The sequence below is a fragment of the Paenibacillus sp. FSL H7-0940 genome, from assembly GCF_037979415.1.
GTDB classification, from domain to species: domain Bacteria; phylum Bacillota; class Bacilli; order Paenibacillales; family Paenibacillaceae; genus Paenibacillus; species Paenibacillus amylolyticus.
This window is the reverse complement of sequence record NZ_CP150280.1, coordinates 5,860,990-5,885,912: the sequence shown is the minus strand read 5'-3', so window position 1 is coordinate 5,885,912 and position 24,923 is coordinate 5,860,990. Positions and strand designations below refer to the sequence as shown.

The window sequence follows — 24,923 nt, the reverse complement described above, 5'->3', positions numbered from 1 at the left end:
TACGGGCTCGTGTTCTCAACTGACTCAGCAGTCATCATGCTCACTATAACTTGGATTTAAGGCAGTATATTGCCTGCCGCACGGTAAATTTCATACCACTCTGGACGAGTGAGATGAACATCTCCTGCTTTTACACAGTCTTGCAGACGTTCAATATTCATCGTGCCTGTCACAGGTTGCATCTGCGCAGGGTGACGAAGCAACCATGCGATTGCAATCGTTGTATTGCTCACGTCATACTTCGCAGCAATCTCGTCGATCTTTGCATTCAATTCCGGGAACTTGTCGCTACCCAGGAATACACCTTCGAAGAATCCGTACTGGAACGGGGACCACGGCTGAATGGTGATATCATGCAGACGACAGTAATCAAGAATGCTACCGTCACGGTTAACCGCGGCATCGTTCTCCATGTTCACATTAATGCCACTGTCAATCATCGTCGTATTGGTAATACTCATCTGCAACTGGTTGGCTACCAGTGGCTGTTTCACGTATTTTTTCAACAATTCGATCTGGTTCGGATTCTGGTTGGATACCCCGAAGTGACGCACTTTTCCTTCGCGCTCCAGTTGATCAAAGGCTTCAGCCACTTCCTCCGGCTCAACCAATGCATCAGGACGGTGCAGCAGCAGAACGTCAAGATATTCCGTTTTCAGACGTTGAAGGATACCATCCACCGAATTCAGGATGTGCTCTTTGGAGAAATCAAACATGCCTTTGCGGATACCGCATTTGGATTGAAGAATCATATTTTCACGAACTTGGGGATTCATCTGTACTGCTTCGGCGAAGATCTCCTCACATGTTCCTGTACCATAAATGTCGGCATGGTCAAAGAAATTTGCGCCAACCTCCATTGCAGAACGAACAAAATGTTCGGCTTCCTTACCGTCTAGTGAATTAATCCGCATGCAGCCCACCGCGACTACAGGTACTTCTAGTGCACTGCTGCCCAATTTAATCGTTCTCAAGATGTTTTCCCTCCATATTCGAATATTATCGTGTATCTTACCTTTGATTGTGACATATATCTGCAATCGGTTTCAATAGCTTTATCCTACATTCATATGGAGAAATGATAGGTTCTTCATTCCAGCCTATAGATCCAAAAGAATAAACTATACTTCTTCCGGTATAATGACCTCAATATGCCTTGGCAGGACACGGATATGAATCGGCAGGGCAGGACCTTCTTCCCCATCTACATTAGTGCGAATGGCTTCGTCTGAGCGAACATGAACTTCTTTGGCTGTAAAATAGTCCACGTCCTTATGGTCTTTCAGACTACCAAATAATAGGGAGGTGCCCAGGGTCAGACTGTTGAACACACTGATATTACGAACAACAAAACAATGTATCAGACCATCGTCCACCTCTGCATCCGGGGATAACTTCTCGAATCCTCCGACCGAATTGGTCAGCGCCGCCAGAAAAAGTGGCGATTCCCCCTCCCAGAGCTGTCCGTCATATTCAATGGTTAGATGATTGGCTGGTGTATTCACCAGGTCTTTCAAGCCTTCTTTGAGATATGCGAATGATCCCAACTTCGACTTCTCTTCCGAGGATACGGAGAACAGAGCTTCTGCCAAAGAACCCGCAGCCACAACGTTGGCAAACAGGCGATCATTGATTTCCCCCAAATCCACGATATGGGTCTGATTCGAACGTAACTGCCTTATGGCTTCTTCCGGGTCAAGCGAGATATTCAGCGCACGCGCAAAATCATTCACCGTACCTAGCGGTATAACGCCTAATCGGGGGCGATGATCCTGATCCATCATGCCGTTAATCGTCTCATGCAGTGTACCGTCGCCTCCGATGGAGATGACCAGATCACAGCCGTCTTTGCAGGCGCTCAGACAGTAGTTGGTGGCATCACCTTCCCCGGCCGTCTCATTAACAACCACCTCATACTGCTGTGACTCCAGAATTTCTCTGACTTGGGACACATACTGCTCGGCCTCTTCCTTACCTGACGATGGATTACTAATGATCATGGCTTGGCGCATACTCACATCTTCCCCTCCAAAATGGCATCTTTACTTCATCTTTACCCGTTTCAAGGGTGGGTTGAATAGGGTCTGCGGGAGATGTTCTATTTTTTTTGATAAACATGTCTCTGAAGAGTGCAGAGCAGGGTTTGTTTCATATAGAATAGAAGTAGAGAAATACCCATTACGAAATTTCTTGTTCCTTTTTCCTGTTGACGGGTTAATAACTATAGATGTGCTTTGAGCCGAACCTGTATATGTTAAACTCTTCAATTCACACTGAACACTCCGTTGGCAGAACAACCTTCCGGTCGCTGTTATCGTGTAGATACTAGAATCAATTTCATAATACCTTTAGCTGCTTCAATCAAGGCTAGATATAGATCAAAATGGTCCAATTTGTCTATATCTAGTTACAAAAATTCATTTTAATGAGTTATGAAATTGATTCACTATACTTAACTAACTCAATCTGTTCGGATTATTTTATAATTCTAAAAATCGGAGGGAATGCATGCAATGAGAAGAATGACGCTATTATTTCTAGTATTCATCCTGAGTCTCGGGGCATCGGGGCAAGCCATGGCTTACACCACTACAGACTTGGGCGAGGGAATCATTGAAGATCCCGCTTTGGAGGACGGACTGAAGTTAATCCTGAACAAACCTCTGGATGTGCCATTAACTTCAACGGATCTGGAGCAGCTTGAAGTGGTAGATCTAAGCAATGCGGGTATTCACAGCCTGTCCGGTCTCGAATATGCAACCAACCTGACACACCTCCGATTATATGGAAATGAGATTGAGGATCTCACACCGCTGGCGCACCTAACCCAGCTTCGCGAGATCGATGTTCGCAACAATTACATTACATCTATAGACGCACTTGCTGAATTGAAAGACTTGGGACGGCTGTATATCAGCAACAATTCCATTTCTTCCATAGAGGTTGTACGTGGGTTCAACCGATTACATACGTTCCACGCCAGCGGTAACCAGATTGCCAGTCTTGCGGCCCTCTCGGATGCGGATGCACTGAAGTGGCTTGAGATCTCGAACAATACGATTAACGATCTGACACCGCTCATGGGTAAAACCCGGCTCCAACAACTCAATGTAGCAAACAACCAGGTTCAGACGCTGGACGTACTGGCTGAATTGCCAAATACACTGCGGAATCTGAATGTGGCAGGTAATCAAATCACGGATCTGACACCACTGGAGCATATGACACGCCTTCGGACACTTGATATCTCTGGTAACCAAGTACAGCATCTCAAGGGGCTTGAGGAACTGACTGGGCTGACAGAGCTGAATGCAGAGTCCAATCAGATCTATGATCTGGAACCTTTACGGCAGCTTTCCAGCCTGGACGTATTGAAATTATCCAACAACCGGGTGTGGGATCTGACACCGATCGCAGGTTTTACGTTTACCCGTGATCAGTCAGCGACAAATGTTATACAGGATATCTCGGCGTCTACCTCGTTATCCTCCGGTATTCAGACTTCTGTCTCAGAGGTTGAGCCTGCCGGACTCACGGTGCAGAACAATTATCTGGATGTTGTGAGTGGCAGTCATACGATGCAGCTTCTGAACCGGATGAATGTGCGGGAGCAGAAGCGAACGCCCCAGGGCAACTTTCAGCGTCTAATCGAAGGGTCTACCACCGCCTATGTTGGGGATCGTGCTTATGCACTGGATGCTGCACCTTTTATCGATGAAGGCCGGACCTATGTGCCTCTGCGTTTTGTCTCGGAGCAGTTAAACGCCCGTGTGAACTGGAACAGCGGTACGCGCGAAGCTGTGATCACACAGAATGATAAGACCATCCGCTGGAGCGTGGGTAACAAACAAGTTGTCGTGAATGATACACTTGCGATCAATGATGCTCCTCTTCTGATGAAAGATGGTAAAGCTTTTGTACCGGTTCGCTTCATCTCGGAGCAATTCAATACCTCTGTTGGTTACATCGGAAGCAGCAAAACGATTCTGATTTTTGAAAATAAACAGCTTGGTGAGAGTGTACAGCCTTAAGTTGTGTCTCACGTTCATTTGCAGCCATAAGAGAATATGAGAAACATAGCGCAAGTCCCCGTCTGAATAATCAGCGGGGATTTTGTTGTGTTATGACAGTTGTGTTAAGACATTGGATAATGGTATATGGACATCGCCGATCACAAGCAAATACAGCATACGATCTGTCTATGCGAATACGAACTCGTGATACTCCATCTTCGATTAGGGTAAATTTCACACGGTTTAGCATATCTTCTTTTGCCGTGGGAGTTGTTATACTGAACGTAATATATATGACAACTGAGGTTCAAGCGAGGAGGAAATTCACATGACATTCACGCTCACTGGTTATTCCACAACCCAAGACAGCCCGTGGAGAGAGCTATCTTTTGTGCCAACTAATGAAAGCGCTAACCTAAAACTCACGGGTGAACAGCACCAACTTGTGGAAGGGTTTGGCGGATGTTTCAACGAGCTTGGTTATATGGCTCTGTCCCATTTGAATGAGGAGCAGCGCCATGAGGTATTTCACTCTCTTTTCCATCCGGAGGGCGAGCACAAGTTTAACATCTGTCGCCTGCCGATCGGCGCAAGTGATTATGCAGAGCAGTGGTACAGCCACAACGAGGTAGACGGCGACGTGGCCATGGAACATTTTTCGATCAAACGTGATTTCAAATATCTGATTCCTTACATCAAGGAAGCTCTGACTTATAACCCGAACCTGCAATTCTTCGCCTCGCCATGGAGTCCGCCAACGTGGATGAAGTCGCCCAAAGCCTATAACTATGGGACACTGCGCTGGGAGAAAGATATTCTGGAGGCCTACGCCCTGTATTTCGTAAAGTTTGTACAGGCTTACCGTGACGCAGGCATTACGATCCATCAGGTGCATGTGCAGAACGAAGTGATTGCAGATCAGAAATTTCCTTCTTGCATGTGGACAGGCGAGCAGCTTCGTGAGTTTATCGGCGATTATCTGGGCCCGGCTTTTGACCAACACGGTCTGGATACGGAGATCTGGCTGGGAACGATCAACGCCCCTGATCCATGGGAGGAATTAATCAAGAAAAAAACAAATGACTTCGACGAGTACGCCGGGCTTGTCCTGAGTGACCCGAAGGCCTATTCCTATATCAAAGGTGTTGGATATCAATGGGCAGGCAAAAATGCGATTCAACGTACCTCGGCGAGTTATCCGGAGCTGCGTTATATGCAGACCGAGAACGAATGCGGTGATGGCAACAACTCATGGAACTATGCCAAGTATGTATATAATCTCTATCAGCACTACTTCAGCAACGGAGTGAACGCGTACATCTACTGGAACATGGTTCTGGAACCCAATGGCCGCAGCACATGGGGCTGGGAGCAGAACTCCATGATTACGATAGATCCAGACACGACGGAGGTTACTCGGAACCCGGAGTATTATGTGATGAAACACTTCGCGCATCATATTGTTCCTGGTGCTCGAAGAGTCGGCTTGTCTGGCGCGTGGAGCGGGAAATCCGTTGCTTTTCGCAACCCGGATAACAGTCTCGTGATTGTCATCAACAATCCATTCCAGGACCGTCGTGACCTGTATCTAACCCTTGAAGAAGGACAGACCCTTCACATTGATCTGGAAGCCGATTCATTCAACAGCATGGTTATTCAACCGAAATAACTAATCCAGCACATCGTTAAAAACGCGAACATCAATAGCGTCAGGCCCCAAGGATTCCCCGGCCGGCGCTATTTTTCATGGGCCATTCAATGCCTACTGTCACCATTATTGCTACTGTAGAACACAAACCGAAGACAACTTAAAGAAATGACGTTTCACCTTTTATATTTACAAATCTATAAATCTAGATATAATGTAATCCAGAGAACTTACTCTCATGTCCATCATATTAAAGGAGGCAAGGCAGGCTCATTTCAGCATAATATATCTACTTTTCTGTATATTTAAATTTAATGGAGGTACGCTTTACATGAAATCACAACAGGTCAATCCACTCCTTATCCTGATGCTGGCACTCGGGGTATTCGGAATTATTACAACAGAAATGGGAATCGTGGGGGTACTGCCTCAGGTTGCGCATAAATTCGGTATCTCGGCTGCACAGGCAGGTTGGCTGGTCAGTATATTTGCGCTGGTTGTAGCCATAGCAGGCCCTTTTCTCACCTTACTGGCATCCGGGATGAATCGCAAAATTATCCTTTTAGCCGCTGTGCTGATGTTTGCCATTTCAAACGTCGTCTATGCCTACGCCACAACATTTGATACCATGCTTATCTTCCGTATCATTCCCGCGTTATTCCATCCCGTCTTCTTTTCCGTAGCCCTGGTCACCAGTGCCCAACTTGTTCCGGCAGAGAAAAGCAGTCAGGCCGTCGCCAAAGTATTCACCGGAGTTACCGCGGGCTTTGCCTTTGGCGTGCCACTGACATCGTATCTTGCTGAACGCCTATCCCTCGAAATCGCCTTCCTGTTTGGAGCGATGGTCAGTGTGGTCGCTTTGATCGGCATATGGATCTGGCTACCCTCGATGCCCGTGAAGGAAAAGATGTCCTATGGCAAGCAGCTCGGTATTCTGCGCAAACCTGGATTATGGCTGAATGTTGCCGCAGTCATTTTTATATTCGCCGCCATGTTCTCCGTATACAGCTATTTCGCCGAGTATCTTGGACAGGTCACCCACATGAGCGGATCATGGATCAGTGTCATGCTGACCGTCTTTGGTGTCGTCATGATCATCGGAAATTTGGGGTTTGGACAGTTTCTGCGTAAGAGCGTGGTCCGCACTGTCCTCATGTTCCCCCTGCTGTATGTAGCAGCTTACGCACTCGTCTATTGGGCCGGTCCCCACTTCATGTGGATGGTTATTGTAGTCATCCTCTGGGCATCCGTGCATTCAGGAGGATTAATTGTAAGCCAAACCTGGTTAACCGCTGAAGCGCAGGACGCGCCTGAATTCGGCAACAGCTTGTATGTATCCTTTTCCAACCTCGGTATTACCCTGGGTACTGCTATCGGCGGATGGTTCATCGCGAACCTTGGAATACATCAACTGATCTGGAGCGGAATGATCTTTGCACTGATCGCTTTTGTATTGGTTTGGATTAAAATTAAATGTTTCCCTGCACCATAAATTGCCGAACACTGTTGAGAGAAAGCACTAACACAAATAGCGCCATGTTCCCATGCTTAACATGTGGAACAGGCGCTATTTGGTGTTATATGATTACCGGATTTACAAAGGATGCTCCGACTCGTCAATACGCACGCTTAAGGATTGTTCGCCAGGTAATTTCTCAGCCATTGCATAGCTGGACGTTCTGTACCGTTGCTATTAACCAGATGTGAACCATTTACCCACGTTTGCCCCTGATTGTAGCCCCACAGCGTCACACCTTTAACGGCAGAATGCTTCCAAAGTACAGGGAATTTTTGTTGATAACGCTGCAATTGTGTATTATCATCGCCCGTCATATCCAGCTCGGATACATAGATTGGTAGCCCCGTAGCCGCGAGCTTGTTCAGTACCGTGTTCATCGTGTTCACAGAGACGTTGTCCATATTGAAGTGATGCGCTTGAATACCAATACCATCAACTAGACCTCTGTTTTTCAAAAGGTTGATGATCTGAATATATTGATCTGCTTTAGCCGGATCTCCGATAATACCATATTCATTGATCAGCAATTTCGCGTTCGGGAAAGCTTGTCTCGCCTGCTGGAATGACCAGATTACCCAATCCCAGCCAGTGGCTCCATCTCCACCTATCGCGTTGCGATAAGAAGGCTTGGCATGCAACGGCTCATTGACGACATCCACATATGCTGCCTTGGAATAGCGCTGTCCTGCGGCTTTAATCCATTGTGTCACTTCAGCCTTCTGATCTGCGGCTGAGAGACTGTTAATCCAATTTGGCTGCTGACTTCCCCATACGAGAGTATGGAACTTGAAAGGGAATCCGTTGTTGTTAGCATAGTTGTATGCCATATCCGCCTGGCCCCAATTCATTACGTTGCGTGTGCCTTCAACAGCATCCCACTTGGTAGAGTTCTCCGGAGTTACCTGATTCCAATACGGGCTAAAATTCGAAGGAACCTGGTTGGCAATAATATTGCCCAGAAATTTGCTACCTTTCGCCAGACCAGCGCTCACACTACCAACCGCAACAGAAGCAGCGAGAATCCCTACCAATGCCAGTGAGCCGACTGTTTTGAACCACTTAGACTTAATCAATGATTTTCCTCCTTAGTATTCTTTTTTGTAAAGCGCTTACAAACATCATTTTACTGGATAATTTTGGTTTTTAACACCTGTCAAATTATAGTATTTTATTGTAAAAAAATAGATTTAAATGCTTTTTCTGAAGTTATTTATAGCTTCACTCACTTAAATCCAACATAACTCTTACATTGGAGTTTACATTCACCACATGTTTATCTAGTATGAAATGATACATATCTTTACACACACTAGATAACAAGGGAGATTACAACATGCGCAAAATTTCAACGAAACGTTTCGCCGGATGGCCTTTATCTTTCCTCTTATGTGCCTCCATTTTGTTCGCCCCGTTTGCTTCCACTCCGGTTCAGGCTGCTGAGGCAGACAAGGAGACCAAGATTACGTTGCTGGGTACATCGGATATACATGGTCGATTTATGCCGTGGGACTATGCTCTGGACGGTCCAAACCCAACCGGGAGCATGACACAGCTCTACACCATTGTGAAAAAAGTCCGTGCGGAGAATCCCAACACGATCCTGCTGGATGCAGGAGACATGATTCAGGATAACTCGGCTGAGTTGTTTAATGATCAACCTCAATCTCCCATGATGGTTGCAATGAACGAAATGAAATATGACGCATGGGTTATGGGTAACCATGAGTTTAACTTTGGACTGGACGTACTGGAGAAGATCTCTTCCCAATTCAATGGACAGCCTCTCGTGGGTAACATTTTCAAAGAAAACGGCGACCGCTACATGCCTGCCTATACGATTATCGAGAAAGACGGAATCAAAGTGGGTGTTATCGGAATGAACACACCTATGATTACCGAATTTGAAAAAGGCACGGATCACCTGGACGGCATCATCGTCAAAGATCCTGTGGAAGAGACCAAAAAGGCCATTGCTGAGCTGAAAGGCAAAGTCGATGTCATGGTTGGACTCATGCATATGGGATTGGATAACGAGAACGGAAATCCGGGCACCGGAGTGACGGATATCGCTAACGCCAACCCGGAGCTGGCTGCCATTTTTGCCGGACACATGCATACCTTGATTGAATCCCAAACGGTTAACGGCGTATTGATCTCCGAACCGAATAAATATGGCTCACATATTTCACGAATCGATCTGACATTTGAAAAAGACGGCGACAAAGTTGTGCTGAAAAGCAAAGAAGCTCAAGCACTCGCTGTAAAAGCAGCAGACGGAACATATGAAGTCTCCGATCCTGCGCTGGAAGAGACTTTGCACCCATTCCACGAGTTCGCTCGTGCCGATGCCAACATTGAAGTGGCTGAACTGAAAGGAACAAACCTGGTGCCTGCCGATGAAATTAAGGGTATCCCTGCGGTGCAGATCCAGGAAACACCTTTGTCTGATTTTTTCACCGAAGTGATGTTGCATTACAGTGATGCCGACGTGGTCGCGCACCAGATTGATAACGACAAAGCCAAGCTGGATGTAGGCCCGATTAAGAAAAAGGATATTGCATTCAACTACCAATACACCTTTGGTGAAGTGACCGTATATGAAGTAACCGGACGCGATCTAATGGATTATATGGAGTGGTCTGCGGGGTATTTCAACTCTACACGCCCGGGTGATGTGACCGTCAGCTTTGATCCGAAACGACGTGCTTCCAAATACAGCACCGATGATTTCTTCGGCGGCGTAACATATGAGATTGACCTGACCAAGCCATACGGTAGTCGGATTACAAATCTCAAGTACAGCAATGGATCAGTTGTCAAAGAAGATGATACGCTGAAGCTCGGTATGAATGCCTACCGGATGGAAGCGCTGATTGCCAAAGGTGGCGCCATGGAAGGGCGTAAGTTCAAGCAAGTCTGGTCCTCCAAGGATGCCTCGGCATTTGGTGAGATTCAAGGCACGATTCGCAACCTGTCCATCGCCTATCTGAAAGATGTCATGGAAGGTGTCTACGAACCGAAGATTCAACGCAACTGGAAAATCACCGGCGTAGACCTGACTGCACCGGAGCGTGCAGATGTGGTGGAGTTAATTAACGATGGCATTATGTCTGTGCCAACAACGGAAGATGGCAAGTACACCAACATTGCCTCCATTAACATTTTGGATGCGGTGACTCAAGAAGAGATTGATACACTATCTGCCAAAGCAGGTGTGAGTGCAGCACAATTCGCAGGCGTGAAAACCAAGGGAGCATTCTATCAACAGCTGAACAAGGCTCGCAAAGCAGTAGGTAGTGGTGAGGGAGCAACTACTCCTACACCTGAGAAGCCGACAACGCCAACAGTACCAAAACCAACACCAACTCCAGGCACGTCGAAACCTGGTAAACCATCCACACCAAGCACTGGTAAACCGGGAACTGTCATCAAAGGCAAACAAGCCAAGGTTACTGCGGCTTACCTGAACGTACGCGCTGGCGCTTCATCCAAAGCGAAGGTCGTTGCTGCGGTACCAAAGGGCACCCTGCTTGAGGTGATCAGTACAGACAAGTACGGCTGGGTAAAAGTGAAGCTGGATGGACGTGTAGCATTTGTATACGGAAAATACGTGAGTATTTTGAAATAAGTAAAATCGTTACGCACTACGCTTAACGAAAAAGAAAAAGGGCGATTCTCCCATGAATATCATGGTCAGGATCGCCCTTTGTTATGTTAAACGAATGGTTATGCGTATGGCCCTTCCTCTACTGCTCTAGGGGAATGAAGTCATCTAGCCTTGTGGTTGGTTCTTGATTTTATCCATAAAAGCGTCCAGCTGGATGCCATTCGTTTGTTCCATAAAATCACGCAATTCCTCCGATTCCCCCTCGTAGGCGGCAAGTACGTAGTCATCATCGACAATATAGTACGTGCCGTAGCGAGTGAATGAATATCCCCCCTGCTGTTCTCCGGTCGTCCCCTTTTTGACTACAGCGATAATCTTCATACCTGGTTTAAGTTCAGACTCCACACCTGCGAAGTCAGCGTTGTAAAATAAAAAAGTATCCTCGGGTACATCATCTCCTGTTACTACTTCATTTACCTTCACCTGATAAGAGATGAATTCAGGTTGGTAGGATGTGATTCCATTAGCCCTATCCTTATCAGCCACCTTTCGTTCAGGCGTACCGGGTTTAGTCGATAGCTCCACACGAAAACTCGGCAACACCTTCACGACCTCCGCCACAACGACCCCATCCCCAAACGCCATGACCTCATTGAAGCTAACTTCTCTCATGTTAATCGTCGCGGGCACGCCAGTGGATAGCGGATATTCCTTGCGGAGTTCAGTCATTCGATCAGAGGATAACCTGCTCCCTGCGGCATTAAACGATTCGTAAAAAGGGGACGAGCACCCGGATAGGCTGACCAGAGCCAGTACGATACTTAACAACCAACATGTCATCTTGACTCGCAGCATATCTTATCCCCCTTTTCCTGATAAAAAAATAAAACACAGGCATCCATGTCTGTGCAGTCCATTAAAATTTCGGTTGTACTCGCTCCGGCCGGGTAATACGTAGTGTATAAAAGTACCACTATTATAAAAATTCTTTCATGACTAGCGACATACGTGTAATATACGATTGATTATCCTATAGCTTTTTTACGGGTACCCATATGCTACCATATCCCATTTTTCAGTTCCAGCCTCAATGGAGTGATTTTTGTTCTTTATTCCATTGATATACAGGAACTTCGTCGCCTCAGGTAACGTCCATAGTTATAGATGTATTAAAAAGGATGAGAGGTGAGTAACCCAATGTCCATTTTACGAAGATTATCCTTATTACCAGTCATCTTGCTTCTGCTAACGCTCGGATGCGCAGAGAAATCCGAGGAACAAGGGAAAGAGAAGCCACATGTGCGAGGAATTATTACGGATTTTGAGGAAGAAAGAGGTCAGGTACTCATCGAGAATAAAGAAGATGGCGGTGTTGATTCTGGACCGATTTGGGTCTCGCTCAGCAAGGACGCCGAACTCATCATCGAAGAAGAGATTGTCACCGTCTCTTTGGATGAGACCCTCGTTGGTCGAAGTGCAGAAGTGTGGATCAATGGAGTTATTGCTCAATCTTACCCTCCCCAAACCAAGGCTGTGAAGATGGTCATTCATTAACACCAAGCAAAATACGCCGATACATTTCGTTTCACGTGGAACGTTATGATACACATACGAACAGCAACGGGTGGTTGCTCCCTCAAATCAGGAATTATGAAAACAATTTACACACTTGAAGCATTTACTCCGTTAGCCTGCCTGCATATAGAGTATAATGAAGAGGTATACGATAAATGTACGGTGCAATAATTGTACAAAAACTAACGCAAAAGAGGTAAACGATGAGCGAGCAACAATTTAAAGATTATGGACTTGGTGAAGAGATCGTAAAAGCACTGGACAGTCTGGGCTATGAGACACCAACCGAGGTACAGACCAAAGTTATTCCAGTAGCACTGGAGAATCAGGATCTTGTGGTCAAATCACAGACAGGCAGTGGTAAAACAGCCGCCTACGGCATTCCGCTCTGCGAGCTGGTGGATTGGAATGAGAATAAGCCACAGGCTTTGATTCTTACACCAACCCGGGAACTGGCTTTGCAGGTTAACGAAGATATTACGAATATCGGGCGCTTTAAGCGCATTAAAGCAACCGCACTATATGGACAGTCCCCTTTTCATATCCAAAAAGCAGAGTTAAAACAAAGAACACACGTGGCTGTTGGTACACCAGGTCGGGTACTGGATCATATCGAACGCGGCACGCTGCCACTCGAACGGATTGCCTATCTCGTCATTGACGAGGCGGATGAGATGTTGAATATGGGCTTTATTGAGACAGTACAGTCCATCATTCAGAAACTGCCGCAGGAGCGCGTAACGATGTTGTTCTCCGCTACGTTCCCTGAAGATGTAGCCAAGCTGTCACGCAAATACATGAACAAACCGGTGGAGATTGAGATCAAGGCAAGTGGACTGACAACAGCCACGATTGAACATGCTGTGATTAACATACCAGAGGTGAACAAAACCGCACTGCTTCAAGACTTGTTCATTGTGGAAAATCCGGATAGCTGCATTGTGTTCTGCCGTACGCAGGAGAATGTGGACAAACTGTTCCGTGTCATGGCTGACCTTGACTACCCAGCAGATCGTATCCATGGTGGTATGGAGCAGGATGAGCGGATCGAAGTGATGAACGCATTCAGACGTGGACAATTCCGTTATCTGATCGCGACGGATGTAGCCGCACGTGGTATCGATATCACGAATATTACCCATGTCATCAACTACGATATTCCTTTGGAAAAAGAGGGATATGTTCACCGTACAGGCCGTACGGGGCGCGCAGGCAAAACAGGTAAAGCCATTACGTTGATTACACCGAAAGATGGCAGACGTCTGGCGGAGATTGAATCCTATATTGGATTCGAAATCCCTGTTGTGAAAGCACCTTCTGAAGAAGCTGTAGATCGCCGCAGAGAAGATTTTGAAAAACGATTGAAGATCGTTCCTGAACGTAAAAAGGACAAGCGTGAACAGCTGAACCAACAGATCATGAAGCTGAACTTCAACGGAGGCAAGAAGAAGAAACTTCGTGCCGTTGACTTTGTAGGTACCATCGCCAAGCTTGAAGGGGTTACAGCAGACGATATCGGGATCATTACGATTCAGGATAATGTGACGGATGTAGAGATCCTGAACGGCAAAGGCCCTCTCGTACTGGAGCTCATGCAAAACATAACGATCAAAAAGATGCAGCTTAAGGTTCGCAAAGGTCATAAATAGTTTGAGAAATAGGATCGAATAGATAGGGTACAATTTAGTATATTTTTTAAAATTGCTCCTCTTTTTATGTCAATCAAACTTATGTCTCCATGCCTTCCTAAACGCTCTAAACAAGACAAGCAGACCTGCTAACATGATGTTATGACAGGTCTGCTTGTGAATCGTTGTTATTGGATTGTGTATTTATTTCCATAAAGAATCATTCGAGTTCACATATCAACCGATACAGTGAACAGGGGGCTTCATATGACAATCGAAAAGTACGGAAATAACAGAGAACGATTTATAAATGATTTAATGAATTTGATGGTACCAATAGAAGGTGGGACCGTTGAATTACGCGATTATATTAATACGAATAAATGGCTGAGTTCTAATTATACATTATCAAACCCTGGAAGAGAAAGTGATAGAAAGGTTATTACTTGGACTGAAACGATTGAACCTTTCTATGTAATGAAGTATCCGGTAACACACCAGTTGTATCATTTTGTCATGCATCATGAAGAAGTAGTAGAAGTAGAACCGAATACGAATAGTCTGCCAATTACGGAAGTTTCTTGGGTAGATTCGCTTATCTTTTGTAACGAATTGTCCAGAATACATGGCAGGACTGAATGCTACTTAATCACAGGTGAAAGTCAGAACACTATATATAACCAAAAAGCGAATGGCTTTCGATTATTATCAGACGCAGAATGGCAGTATGCGTGTAAAGCGGGAACCAAGGGATATCGGTATGAAAGTATCGATAAGATTGCATGGCATCAAGAAAACGCTAATGGATCAGTTCAACAAGTCGGAAAACTGCTTCCTAATCCATGGGGGCTTTACGATATGATCGGAAACGTTTGGGAGTGGTGCTGGGATTTGTATGATGCTAAACGATATGGGGACTATAGAGTCTTCCGGGGAGGCAGTTGGGCTGAAGTTGAGAACAACTGTGGTTCTACGAGTAGAAGGAAAAGCATGCCCGATTTCAAGATAGATGACCTTGGCTTTAGAATAGCACTTACAAAACCATGAGAACACGCGTTGAGCATGAAGTGAATTGAAATGGACTCGATTCGACCTTCATTTGACTGACATCGTATGCCTTTACGTTTTCTTCGATTTTAACTTCTATTCCCGTTGCTTTACCACAGAATTGCTCTGAACCGTATTACAAGTAGGGCAAAATGACTGACGGCGGAAAGTCCATGGTATTATTAGAAGAAGCCAAATCGTATATGAATGATTGGTACATTAGTGTAATGAAGCTCTCTAAGGTTGAAGAGCTTTTCTTTTTGTCTTCAGATGATAATGGGGGGAGAACATGAATAAAAAGAAAGATATTTTAAATGCTTGGATTACGATAGAGCAGCTATCCGAAGGATCTATTAAGAAAGAAAAACCGCTAAAGCTCTTACATACCATGGAAGAAGACTGGAATACGTTTTTTTCAGACTTTTTAATTAAACAAAAAAAACAACAAAATGTAGAAGATAAGATCTATAAAAATTCGGGTTTAGTATTATATTTTGATATTTTCGAATTTGAAGAGGTTGTTGAAATATTGAGGGAGAAGCACAAGATCGAAAAAACCCACGAAGAAGTTAGTAAATCTGACAAATTCACCTTCGCTATATATTTTGATAACCAATTAGAATTTATAGCAGACAAATTATTCTTTACCATGAGCGGTTATATCCGCCAATATGGTGATTTACCAGAAGATTTTTCGAAATTTGAAAACTCATTTAGAGAAGATTTGAACAGTAAATTTGAAGATGGATTTAACAGTGCCATTTCTGAACTTTTGCAAAAGTATAATGTTTCCACTAATAATTTTCGCTATGCATTTGTGAAAAACTTAGATAATGGAGAAGTAAATTTACATTCGTTTTTTATTGAAGATCTGAATAAAGCCAAGGTAATCACTACTAAAAATTTAGATCGTTATTTTAATGGTTTTTCGGGATTCAGGCAGAATTTAGATGGAAATAAAAAGTCAATTCATTTTAACTCACAAATTTTTGAGACAAACAGTTTACAACCTAAATATTACCCGTTAGGACGTTTTCCAAGTAACCCTGCTTTTGCACTCTCATTCATGCAACAGGTTGCGGTGAATCTAGCATTACACGATAAAAATGAGATTCGTAGTGTCAATGGTCCTCCAGGAACAGGGAAAACAACTCTGTTAAAAGATATTTTCGCTGATTTGGTGGTTCAACAGGCAGTGGAAATGGTGCAACTTTCTGATAAAACGATAAAAAGAAGTTTGGTTTATTGGCAAAGTGCTAAAATTGGTATTTTACCATCCTCCATTTCAGATAAAAATATTGTTGTTGCAAGTTCAAACAATGGGGCAGTCCAAAACATTGTTAAGGAGTTACCAAAGAAAGAAACGATTGCTGACGATTTTCAAAAGCAATTGGATGAAGCAGATTATTTCAAAGATATATCTAATTCTAAACTAACCGGTGAAGGTTTCGGAAAAAATCGTGAGATTAAAAGGGAAACTTTAGACGAGGAGAATTGGGGTGTATTCTCGTTAGAGGGTGGCGCGTCAACAAATGTGAACAAGTTACTTTTAAGCATAGAAGCAATTGAGAAAGATCTAGAAGATAATTATCAATCCAGTACAGGTGAAGGTGTATATCAAGAATTCTCCCGTCTCTATAAGGAATTGAAAATTGAAAGAGAAAAAATGCAGGATTATAGCGAGAAAATACATTCACTTCAAAAATTAAAAACTAAGCATACCAAGCAAAATATTGCTTTTGAACAAGAAGAAAAAAAGAAACGAACAAGTTTAATCACACAAGAAGCAGAAGCGACGCGTGAATTTGAAAGACTGAGACAAGAAAGTTTAAATCTTCAAGATGATTTATCGAATGCTTCTATTGAGATAGAAAACCTAATCGATCCACAAGCTCAAGCTAAAAGAAATTATGATGTAGTCACTTCACAAAAACCAAGTCCTTTGTGGTTTCATAAAATATTTAATCGACCCAAAGTTGAGCGGTACTTCAAAAATCTGAATGATGCGAATGATCATTTAAATGATCTAGCTAAACAAAAAACGAAATGGTTGAATGAGCGCATCCGACTCGAAAATAGGTTAAAAGAAACTGCTACAAAAAGTAAGCATATTCAAAAACAAACCCGGGACACAAAAGCAGACTTCGAACGTTGGATGACTACTCAATATAACGCTTTAGGAAAATTGGCACAAGAAATTGCAGTACTGGAAAACCTCAAATCTCAAAGTGGCATTAAGGAACTAGATTTTTCACTATCCTATGATGAACTTCAAAAGTCTAACCCATGGTTTACAATACAATTTCGTAAATTACAATCAGAGTTGTTTATTTCAGCTTTAAAAGTTAGAAAGCAATTTCTGTATGAAAACAGAAAGAGTTTGAAGGCCGCGAGGATTATCTGGAGCAAACCGTCTGAATACATTGGAAAAGAGAACGGACTTCAGTTAATTTCGGAATCATGGCAATGGTTGAATTTGGCTATCCCTGTTATCAGCACGACTTTTGCTAGTTTTGGGAGAATGTTTAAAAATCTTAATGAAAACTCAATAGGCAATCTATTCATAGACGAGGCTGGTCAAGCACTACCTCAAGCTAGTGTTGGCGCAATCTATAGAAGCAAAAAGGTTATGGTGGTCGGCGATCCATCACAAATACAACCAGTAATGACGTTAGATTCAAATGTGCTGACCTTGATCGGAAGAATTTACAAAGTTGATGAAAAATTTGTCTCTGCTGATGCTTCTACTCAAACCATTGTAGATGCCACAAGTCAGTATGGTTTTCAAAAAAATGAGGATGAATGGATTGGTATACCTCTTTGGGTGCACAGACGTTCGGACTATCCGATGTTTACGATCTCAAATAAAATATCGTATGACGATTTGATGGTACAAGGTAAATCAGAAGATGAGTCACAAGGTAAATCACGGTGGTATGACTCAACGGGGAAAGCAAATGATAAATTTGTTAAAGAACAAGCTGATTTACTGAAAAGTCTAATTGATAAACGTTTGCAAGAAGACCCGAATTTAGCGGATGAAATTTATGTTATCACCCCATTTAGCAATGTGGCTAATAAACTTGTACAAGTATTAGATGGAATTAACTTCACAAAACGAGAAAATGGAAAAACAACGAACATTGGAACTGTTCATACTTTTCAAGGGAAAGAGGCCAAGATTGTCTACTTTGTTCTTGGGGCTGACTCTGATAGCAGTGGGGCGGCAAGATGGGCTGTCTCTGTTCCAAATATGATGAATGTTGCAGCTACACGAGCAAAAAAAGAATTTTATATTATTGGCGATAAGAAATTGTATGCCTCCCTCGGTAGTGAAGTAGCAAATAAAACGATTTCAATTATTGACGACTATAACAATGTTGTGGTCTGAAATGATCCTACGCTGTACCAAAAGTGACAGTATTTTTGTGGAACAGGGGTTTCCTTGAGTTACTTTCTATGAAAATGCCTGTTACCGTAGATAATATAACTTCAAAGCGGGCAGAGTACCTCACTCTGCCTAATAATTATTGAGTATGTATTGATTTAATGGCACTATTAAAGAGTCTATTTATATTAAGAACTGTTATAGAATGGAGTGGTTTAAATGAATCAGTTTCTTCAAATGGGAGCAAACACAACCCTGAGTGCTGCAAAAGGTAGCGTTATAATTAGCCATGAAATTTCTAATTTGATAGATATTTCTTTAACAGCATTCCTTTTAACGGATTCGGATAGAGTACAAGGTGATAGTGGAATCATATTTTATAATCAACCTACAACTTCATCAGGTGTAGCTACCCTCATGCCATCTGAGCTAGTAGGCAATACAAAAGTACATAAAATCAATTTTGATATGAGTAAAGTTCCTGAAGGTATTACCAAAATAGCTATAACCCTTACAGAGGATAACAGCACTGGATTTTCAAATGTAAAGAATTTAACAGCAGAGATCGATAGCGGAAAGACGATTATTCAGTTAACCCCATCCAGTTTCACCAATGAAAATGGAATTGTCGTATTGGAATTATATTTAAGGAATGGTCAGACAAAAGCAAAAGCAATCTGGCGTGGATTTGATTCCGGGCTTGAAGGGTTATGTAAACTTTACGGTGTTGAGGTTGAAGCGGATGAGCAGAACAAACTTTCCGAACCCCAGACTACTCAAAATTCAATAACAACAGAACCTGATCCAACTGTAACAGTTCCTGAAAATAAGAATAGTAAACAAACCGTATCGTCGATAAACCTCGAAAAGGTAAAGGGAAATATCAATCTGGTTAAAGGGCAGAAATCCGTTATCATTGATAAAACACCGGAAATTACAGCGACTGTATCTTGGCAGACTGGGACAGATTATGATATATACGCTTTAGTCTACACAAAGAATGGTGAGCAGATCGATGTAGCAATGTTTGGAGCGGCAGGAACCCCACCCCTCAAAAGTTATGGTAAAGGGATAGTTGAACATATGGGTGATGTTGGAAGAAGCAGCCAATCAACGAAGACAGAAGTTATTAAATTAAGGTTAAACGATGATATTCTTGCAGTTGTTCCTGTGGTTTATTCAGCTCAGTCCAATGGATCAGGCTCATTCTACAGATACAAGGTGTCCATGAGTATAGATAATCTGAATGGAACCTCCGTTACGATATCCGCTAAGAATGCAAATAATAACGATCGGATTTATACCTGTGTGCCCGGAATTCTTCATAATACACCAGATGGAGTAATTATTAGCCCACTGGAGCTTTACAGTAAACCGGATTCAGAGTTTAGACCTAAGCTCAAGATGGGATCTTCAAAGATGGTAGAAGTTGAAATGGATAAAGGCCCCCTAAATAATTATAAATAGTTTATCTGGAGATACAGATTAGTAACAGTAGACTCACCCTAAAATGAAGACAGCCGCAGTTTATGACTTGAAGTAAAGTCTTAGACCGCGGCTGTTTTAGGTACTGAAAACCAGTCTTTTTGAACACGCAATCTTACCGTTCGATTCACCTCTTCTTTTTCCGCACTGTACCGCCTTCCACCGTATACCGAAATAGCGCATCTTCGGCGCCCCCGATATCATCCGTAACCATAAACGTCGCTGCATCTCCCGACTTATAAACCCCACCCGTCACAAAGCTGAACACCACACGGTCGTCTTTGCCCCAATATTGATTCAGCATGACAAATGTACTTCCGTTGATACCTTTTACCGTACGGTTGCCATTGGCATTATACAGACCCTTCTGGTCCATTGCCCAACTCTGGGGATCAGCATCGAATAGATGTGTAAAGCTGGCTCGATCGATATGTTTATTCGGTTTACCCCATAGATACACACGATTGGCATCCACCGCCCAACTGCCGGAAGGCGTTATTAACTCAAACATCGCTGCATCTGCCCCCTTGATGATCTGAAGCACATCGTCAGGATGACCGAAGGGCTGACTTGTCCGAATAACCTCGGCACGATACACATGTTGCTGATCCTTGGAAAGTCCAAGATGCTCCGTCCCGGCAAACGCTACAAATTGCCGAGCATCTGCCTCGTCGACACGGTAACCGTTGTAATACACGTGTTTGCCATCACGACCAAAAGGCCCACCTAGCGGCTGGAACGTATCCGGGTCTGCTCCTTTTACAGTACGCCACTGAAAATAAACACGTTCCCGGTCCCGTGCAAACTGCTCGTCCAGCGGTTCAAAGGTAGACCTGTCCGCTCCACGAACAAGGTTAAGCACGCCCTTCGCTTCTCGACGATACGTACCGCCCCATTCTGTTCTATAAAAAATGGACGCCGCCGTCTCATACCAGTTCCCTGTAATCTGCGTATGGCCCTCTGCACTGTGGGCATAATGCACATGCCACCAGCCATGTACGTCGGGATGATGTGCCTGTAGCCATGTCCTCACCTCATCCTTTTCCCCATTCGCATAACGAAGAGAGCTGGACAGATGGAACAGATGGTCCTTGTCGGTGCAATAGTCGTGATGAGCAATCACAGAGTTCGTATCAATATCCTCAAATAGATGAAAATGCTGGCTGCTCTTCACATATAGATAACGTTGATCCTGAGCAAAGTAGGGCGTATCCGGCAACAGCCGGAAGCTGTTCGGATCGGAGTCAGGCACGGCCTGATCTTCCAGATAGACGTACTGAGAGTCGCAACAGTAATCTTCATCGATCACACGAAAAGCTTCCGCATCCTTGCTGAACAAACTAGCCTTGTTCTTGCAGGCATTGAACCACCATATTCCCTGACGATCACGCAGATAAGCGAAGGTCAACCATCCCTTTTGATATGTAGAGATGACTTCAAAATCCTGAGCGGTAATGCCTCCCTTAATCGGAGTGCTGGTTCCATCTTCTTCATTTTGCAATATCACTTGAAGGTCTTCATCTACAATAAACTTGTTCATGACGGTCCACCCTCCAACTATGATGTGAATTCAGTCTAGCTTTATTTTAACGTGTGTACCTGGTTCTCTCTACATCATCGTACTTGATATTTAGGAACATTTCCTCCGCTCTCACCGCTCAGCCACGATGAAATGAAGGTTTGTTCAGCAATGGATGGATTGTTCACTTGAAAAAGAGTCTAGCCGAACTACAATATAAATGAAAGCGCTACATTTAATCTGATATCTTTCGGGAGGTGTATGTAATGGGTAACAGGAAAGCCGTCTGGTTTCTGGTCTTTGCACTCACGTTCACCCTGTTTGGACTTCATCCTCAACGAACAAGCGCAGCAAGTGTCACGATAACCAACGGTACCGACTGGCTCGATACCGCAGGCAACCCCATCCATGCGAACAGCGGCAACATTCTGCAGGTAGGCTCGACGTATTATCTGTACGGTGAACATGCAGTGGGTGGCAGGTTCGACAGCGTGAACGTCTACACCTCCACCGATCTGAAGAACTGGACTTTCAGCAACGCCATCCTGACGAAAGATTCCGCAACCGAGCTGGCCTCCAGTAAGATCGAACGCCCCAAAGTCATCTATAACGCCTCCACCAATCAGTATGTGCTCTGGGCACACTATGAGAACGGTACAGACTACAACCTCGGGCGTGTAGCGGTCGCAACAAGCAATACCCCGAATGGCAAATTCACCTATGAGGGCAGCTTCCGCCCGCTGAATTATGAATCCCGTGACATGACCGTCTTTGTTGATACAGATGGCACAGGTTATCTGGTTACTGCTTCACGCAAAAATGGCGGTGCCAATGATACGATGGCTATTTTTAAAATGAATGCAAGTTACACCGGAATACAGTCCTTCGAGGGCTGGCTGTTCGAGAACGCCTACCGTGAAGCACCTGCTGTTGTGAAAAAAGGAAACCGTTACTACCTCTTCACCTCTCAAGCCGCTGGCTGGTATCCGAATCAGGGCGCTTATGCTACAGCAACTTCCATGACGGGTCCATGGGCTGCGCTTACGCCATATGGCAATCCATCTGCCTTCGGTTCGCAGATTCACGATATTGCCACGATTACAGGCAGCAACACCACATCCTTCATCTACATGGCGGATCGCTGGAATCCGATGAACCTCGGAGAGCACAAACATATCTGGCTGCCACTAACCTTGAATGATTCGAACGGAACAGCATCACTGGAATGGTATACCACATGGAATATTGATGCAGTAACAGGTGTAGTAACACTGCCTGCTCTCGTCAATCATGCACAAGGCAAAACAGCTACCGCCAGCTCCACAGCCTCCGGTTCGTCTGCATCCAACGTCAATGATGGCAACTACCAGACTTCATGGGTGGCTTCCTCCAATAGCTGGCCTGCCTGGTGGCAGGTGGACTTCGGCGCACCAAAGACGATCACCGAGATCGACACGTCCTGGTTTATGTATAAAGGTTCCGAAGGGTACTACAAATACAAAATTGAAATTAGCAACGATGGAGTCAATTACTCCACCTTGGATCGCACCAACAATCTGACCTATGGCTTTACAACAGATGCTGTGCATTTCACAGCCCGTTATGTACGGATTAATATGGTGAACGCGGTCTTGTGGAATAATCCGGGTAACTGGTACACCCCAACCCTGCACGAGGTCAAAATGTTGGGTCCTGCAACACCGGAAGCCACAGGTTACAGTCGGTTCAGTTCACACAACGTTCCGGATCGATACATCCGTCATGCCAATTACACGGCTCGCGTGGATGCCAACGTCTCCCCTGTTCTGGATTCCCAGTTCCGCGTCGTACCGGGTCTTGCCAGCTCCACGGGAATATCACTGGAGTCCATCAACTTCCCGGGTTACTTTTTGAAGCGCAATACCAGCAACAAAATTGTACTTGAAGCATATGCGGACACTGCAGCCTATAAGGGAGATGCTACGTTCCTAAGCAGCCCTGGTTGGGCTGACAGCACCAAAGTATCCCTTCAATCGTACAGTCAGCCCGGATATTACATCCGGCATTATGATTATGTTTTGCAGTTGGATGCTGTAAATGCAGCCAGCAGCGCAACTGTGAAGAGTGATGCCACGTTTGGGCGAACCAATTTCTAAACACATAAATTGGAGATAAGATTAGCATCTACATCTCGGGTAGATTTTGGAGAAGGCCGTTTTTTCAGGAGTATTAACTGAAAAAACGGCTCTTTCTGTTTTACACCTTTTCAGATATACATTTCGTACCTCCCTCTCATACTGAAAATGCAGGTTTCATTAGGGCGTAATCTCCAGCCAGACTGGCTAGTGGCTGCCAGCTCTCAATTACTATTTTATAACGGCCAGCATACGCCTCTGCATCCACTCGTACATGCTCTACTTTTCCAAGGACCAGATGATCTGTACCCACTTGAATGACCTGATCCAGCGTAAGTTCAAAAGCAATCGGAGATTCCAGCACGGAAGGTACATTTACACGTATGCCCGCTCTGGGTGTAACGCCTGTCAGTTCAAACTCATCTTCTTCCGACGCTACATCTGCTGACGAACGCTGCATGGACGCTGCAAGTACAGCGGGAACTACATTGATCACAAACTCTCCCGTCTCTCGTATATTGACGAGTGTATCCTTCACTGTTCCTTCTCTCTCACCTACACCAGGCCCAATGGATAGGAGCAGCGTCGCCGGATTGCGTGAAGCAACGGTAAAAAAACTAAATGGAGCGAGGTTAAGCACACCCTCCATACTTCGCGTAGAAACCCAGGCAATAGGCCGTGGTACCACGGAACCGATCATCAATTTATACATTTCATCGATGGTGATATCACCTGTTGCAAACTCAAATACATTGTTTTTTTCCAATGACACTCGCTCCTTTTCCCCATTCCAACAGAAGCTCCTTCGGTTTACAAAGCCCCATGGTAAACATATAGTTGGTATAAGAATATACACTTGTTCACCACAAAAAAAGTACGCACTTTGAAGTGCGTACCTGCATAAAGGAGCTTATTCGTGATGGATAACCCGAGTAAAAACCCAGCGGAAACACTCACCCCATTCGACTACACCCTATCCATTATCGGCGGGAAGTGGAAGATGAAGATCATGTACCAACTCGCCTTTCATGGGGTCACACGCTACGGAGAACTCAAGAGGCGTGTACCCGGAATCACGTACAAGGTATTAACCTCTCAACTGAACGATTTGGAACGTCAAGGCGTGATAAAACGAGTTGAGTACGATCAAACCCCGCCGAAGGTGGAGTATTCGTTAACCCCACGAGGGAGAAGTCTTATGCCCATTCTGGAAGAAATCTGCAAGTGGGGTGTGCATCATGTGCCGGAGACACAAACGCTGCATGAAATATAGTGAATTGGGTTGATAAGTGCGAAGGGCTTCATCCAGAACAATGCTTCCCAAGCAGGATTTCCACCTGCTAAACTTCGCAACCTAAGCTTGGTCGCACCAAAGGTTGA

The 24,923-nt window shown here is 44.4% G+C and carries 17 protein-coding genes; 11 read left to right on the top strand and 6 right to left on the bottom strand.

Translation table 11 applies throughout. The features are described from left to right. Positions 1-56: 56 nt before the first annotated feature. Entirely contained in the window at positions 57-974 is a 918-nt protein-coding gene (locus tag MHB71_RS25950) for an aldo/keto reductase family oxidoreductase (RefSeq protein ID WP_076213731.1), read from the bottom strand. 147 nt (positions 975-1,121) lie between these two features. Then, positions 1,122-2,012: a diacylglycerol kinase family protein gene (locus MHB71_RS25945; RefSeq protein WP_076252022.1), complete on the bottom strand. Its 891-nt coding sequence runs from the start codon at positions 2,010-2,012 to the stop codon at positions 1,122-1,124. Positions 2,013-2,513: 501 nt separating this feature from the next. Between MHB71_RS25945 and MHB71_RS25940 the strand changes: the two genes are divergently transcribed. From MHB71_RS25940 to MHB71_RS25930, 3 genes are all read left to right on the top strand, one after another. Next, positions 2,514-4,031: a leucine-rich repeat domain-containing protein gene (locus MHB71_RS25940; protein WP_340028047.1), complete on the top strand. Its 1,518-nt coding sequence runs from the start codon at positions 2,514-2,516 to the stop codon at positions 4,029-4,031. 310 nt (positions 4,032-4,341) lie between these two features. Continuing rightward, complete coding sequence (locus tag MHB71_RS25935; protein WP_340028046.1) at positions 4,342-5,682, top strand: glycoside hydrolase family 30 protein; 1,341 nt, start codon at positions 4,342-4,344, stop codon at positions 5,680-5,682. Between the two features lie 310 nt (positions 5,683-5,992). Then, complete coding sequence (locus MHB71_RS25930) at positions 5,993-7,153, top strand: MFS transporter (RefSeq protein WP_282319850.1); 1,161 nt, start codon at positions 5,993-5,995, stop codon at positions 7,151-7,153. 137 nt (positions 7,154-7,290) lie between these two features. Here MHB71_RS25930 and MHB71_RS25925 read toward each other — a convergent pair whose 3' ends face one another. Next, positions 7,291-8,253 (bottom strand): endo-1,4-beta-xylanase, encoded by a 963-nt coding sequence (locus MHB71_RS25925; RefSeq protein WP_100526707.1) that lies wholly within the window; start codon positions 8,251-8,253, stop codon positions 7,291-7,293. Between the two features lie 260 nt (positions 8,254-8,513). Here MHB71_RS25925 and MHB71_RS25920 point away from each other — a divergent pair, with 260 nt between their 5' ends. Next, positions 8,514-10,808 carry a 5'-nucleotidase C-terminal domain-containing protein gene (locus tag MHB71_RS25920; protein ID WP_340028045.1) on the top strand — a complete coding sequence of 765 codons (2,295 nt, stop codon included), beginning with the start codon at positions 8,514-8,516 and terminating at the stop codon, positions 10,806-10,808. A gap of 144 nt (positions 10,809-10,952) precedes the next feature. On the opposite strand, the gene MHB71_RS25915 is transcribed toward MHB71_RS25920, so the two are convergent. Beyond that, positions 10,953-11,642, bottom strand: coding sequence for a hypothetical protein (locus MHB71_RS25915; protein WP_340028044.1), 690 nt, complete (start codon positions 11,640-11,642; stop codon positions 10,953-10,955). Between the two features lie 342 nt (positions 11,643-11,984). On the opposite strand from MHB71_RS25915, the gene MHB71_RS25910 reads away from it, so the two are divergent. From MHB71_RS25910 to MHB71_RS25890, 5 genes are all read left to right on the top strand, one after another. Then, a complete protein-coding gene (locus tag MHB71_RS25910; protein WP_340028043.1) occupies positions 11,985-12,341 on the top strand; it encodes a hypothetical protein in 357 nt (118 codons plus the stop codon). A gap of 224 nt (positions 12,342-12,565) precedes the next feature. Further along, positions 12,566-14,011, top strand: a complete 1,446-nt coding sequence (locus MHB71_RS25905; RefSeq protein ID WP_036671776.1) for a DEAD/DEAH box helicase — start codon at positions 12,566-12,568, stop codon at positions 14,009-14,011. A gap of 246 nt (positions 14,012-14,257) precedes the next feature. Then, a complete protein-coding gene (locus MHB71_RS25900) occupies positions 14,258-15,037 on the top strand; it encodes an SUMF1/EgtB/PvdO family nonheme iron enzyme (RefSeq protein ID WP_340028042.1) in 780 nt (259 codons plus the stop codon). Between the two features lie 289 nt (positions 15,038-15,326). Further along, positions 15,327-18,428, top strand: a complete 3,102-nt coding sequence (locus MHB71_RS25895; protein ID WP_340028041.1) for an AAA domain-containing protein — start codon at positions 15,327-15,329, stop codon at positions 18,426-18,428. A 216-nt stretch (positions 18,429-18,644) separates the two neighbouring features. Continuing rightward, the gene (locus MHB71_RS25890) at positions 18,645-19,892 is read left to right on the top strand and encodes a TerD family protein (protein ID WP_340028040.1); all 1,248 of its coding nucleotides are present in this window, start codon (positions 18,645-18,647) and stop codon (positions 19,890-19,892) included. 145 nt (positions 19,893-20,037) lie between these two features. On the opposite strand, the gene MHB71_RS25885 is transcribed toward MHB71_RS25890, so the two are convergent. Continuing rightward, complete coding sequence (locus MHB71_RS25885; RefSeq protein WP_340028039.1) at positions 20,038-21,450, bottom strand: DKNYY domain-containing protein; 1,413 nt, start codon at positions 21,448-21,450, stop codon at positions 20,038-20,040. Positions 21,451-21,695: 245 nt separating this feature from the next. Between MHB71_RS25885 and MHB71_RS25880 the strand changes: the two genes are divergently transcribed. Continuing rightward, positions 21,696-23,564, top strand: coding sequence for an AbfB domain-containing protein (locus MHB71_RS25880; protein WP_340028038.1), 1,869 nt, complete (start codon positions 21,696-21,698; stop codon positions 23,562-23,564). A 136-nt stretch (positions 23,565-23,700) separates the two neighbouring features. Here MHB71_RS25880 and MHB71_RS25875 read toward each other — a convergent pair whose 3' ends face one another. After that, a complete protein-coding gene (locus MHB71_RS25875) occupies positions 23,701-24,309 on the bottom strand; it encodes a flavin reductase family protein (RefSeq protein WP_340028037.1) in 609 nt (202 codons plus the stop codon). Positions 24,310-24,462: 153 nt separating this feature from the next. On the opposite strand from MHB71_RS25875, the gene MHB71_RS25870 reads away from it, so the two are divergent. Then, a complete protein-coding gene (locus MHB71_RS25870) occupies positions 24,463-24,816 on the top strand; it encodes a helix-turn-helix domain-containing protein (RefSeq protein WP_340028036.1) in 354 nt (117 codons plus the stop codon). The last annotated feature ends 107 nt before the right edge of the window (positions 24,817-24,923 follow it).

Excerpts from the sequence above, each read along its gene's own strand:
- MHB71_RS25880 (WP_340028038.1), top strand. The coding sequence starts at position 21,696 with ATGGGTAACAGGAAAGCCGTCTGGTTTCTGGTCTTTGCACTCACGTTC.
- MHB71_RS25930 (WP_282319850.1), top strand. The coding sequence starts at position 5,993 with ATGAAATCACAACAGGTCAATCCACTCCTTATCCTGATGCTGGCACTC.
- MHB71_RS25900 (WP_340028042.1), top strand. The coding sequence starts at position 14,258 with ATGACAATCGAAAAGTACGGAAATAACAGAGAACGATTTATAAATGAT.
- MHB71_RS25920 (WP_340028045.1), top strand. The coding sequence starts at position 8,514 with ATGCGCAAAATTTCAACGAAACGTTTCGCCGGATGGCCTTTATCTTTC.
- MHB71_RS25945 (WP_076252022.1), bottom strand. The coding sequence starts at position 2,012 with ATGCGCCAAGCCATGATCATTAGTAATCCATCGTCAGGTAAGGAAGAG.
- MHB71_RS25940 (WP_340028047.1), top strand. The coding sequence starts at position 2,514 with ATGAGAAGAATGACGCTATTATTTCTAGTATTCATCCTGAGTCTCGGG.
- MHB71_RS25885 (WP_340028039.1), bottom strand. The coding sequence starts at position 21,450 with ATGAACAAGTTTATTGTAGATGAAGACCTTCAAGTGATATTGCAAAAT.
- MHB71_RS25935 (WP_340028046.1), top strand. The coding sequence starts at position 4,342 with ATGACATTCACGCTCACTGGTTATTCCACAACCCAAGACAGCCCGTGG.
- MHB71_RS25905 (WP_036671776.1), top strand. The coding sequence starts at position 12,566 with ATGAGCGAGCAACAATTTAAAGATTATGGACTTGGTGAAGAGATCGTA.
- MHB71_RS25895 (WP_340028041.1), top strand. The coding sequence starts at position 15,327 with ATGAATAAAAAGAAAGATATTTTAAATGCTTGGATTACGATAGAGCAG.
- MHB71_RS25890 (WP_340028040.1), top strand. The coding sequence starts at position 18,645 with ATGAATCAGTTTCTTCAAATGGGAGCAAACACAACCCTGAGTGCTGCA.
- MHB71_RS25915 (WP_340028044.1), bottom strand. The coding sequence starts at position 11,642 with ATGCTGCGAGTCAAGATGACATGTTGGTTGTTAAGTATCGTACTGGCT.
- MHB71_RS25870 (WP_340028036.1), top strand. The coding sequence starts at position 24,463 with ATGGATAACCCGAGTAAAAACCCAGCGGAAACACTCACCCCATTCGAC.
- MHB71_RS25910 (WP_340028043.1), top strand. The coding sequence starts at position 11,985 with ATGTCCATTTTACGAAGATTATCCTTATTACCAGTCATCTTGCTTCTG.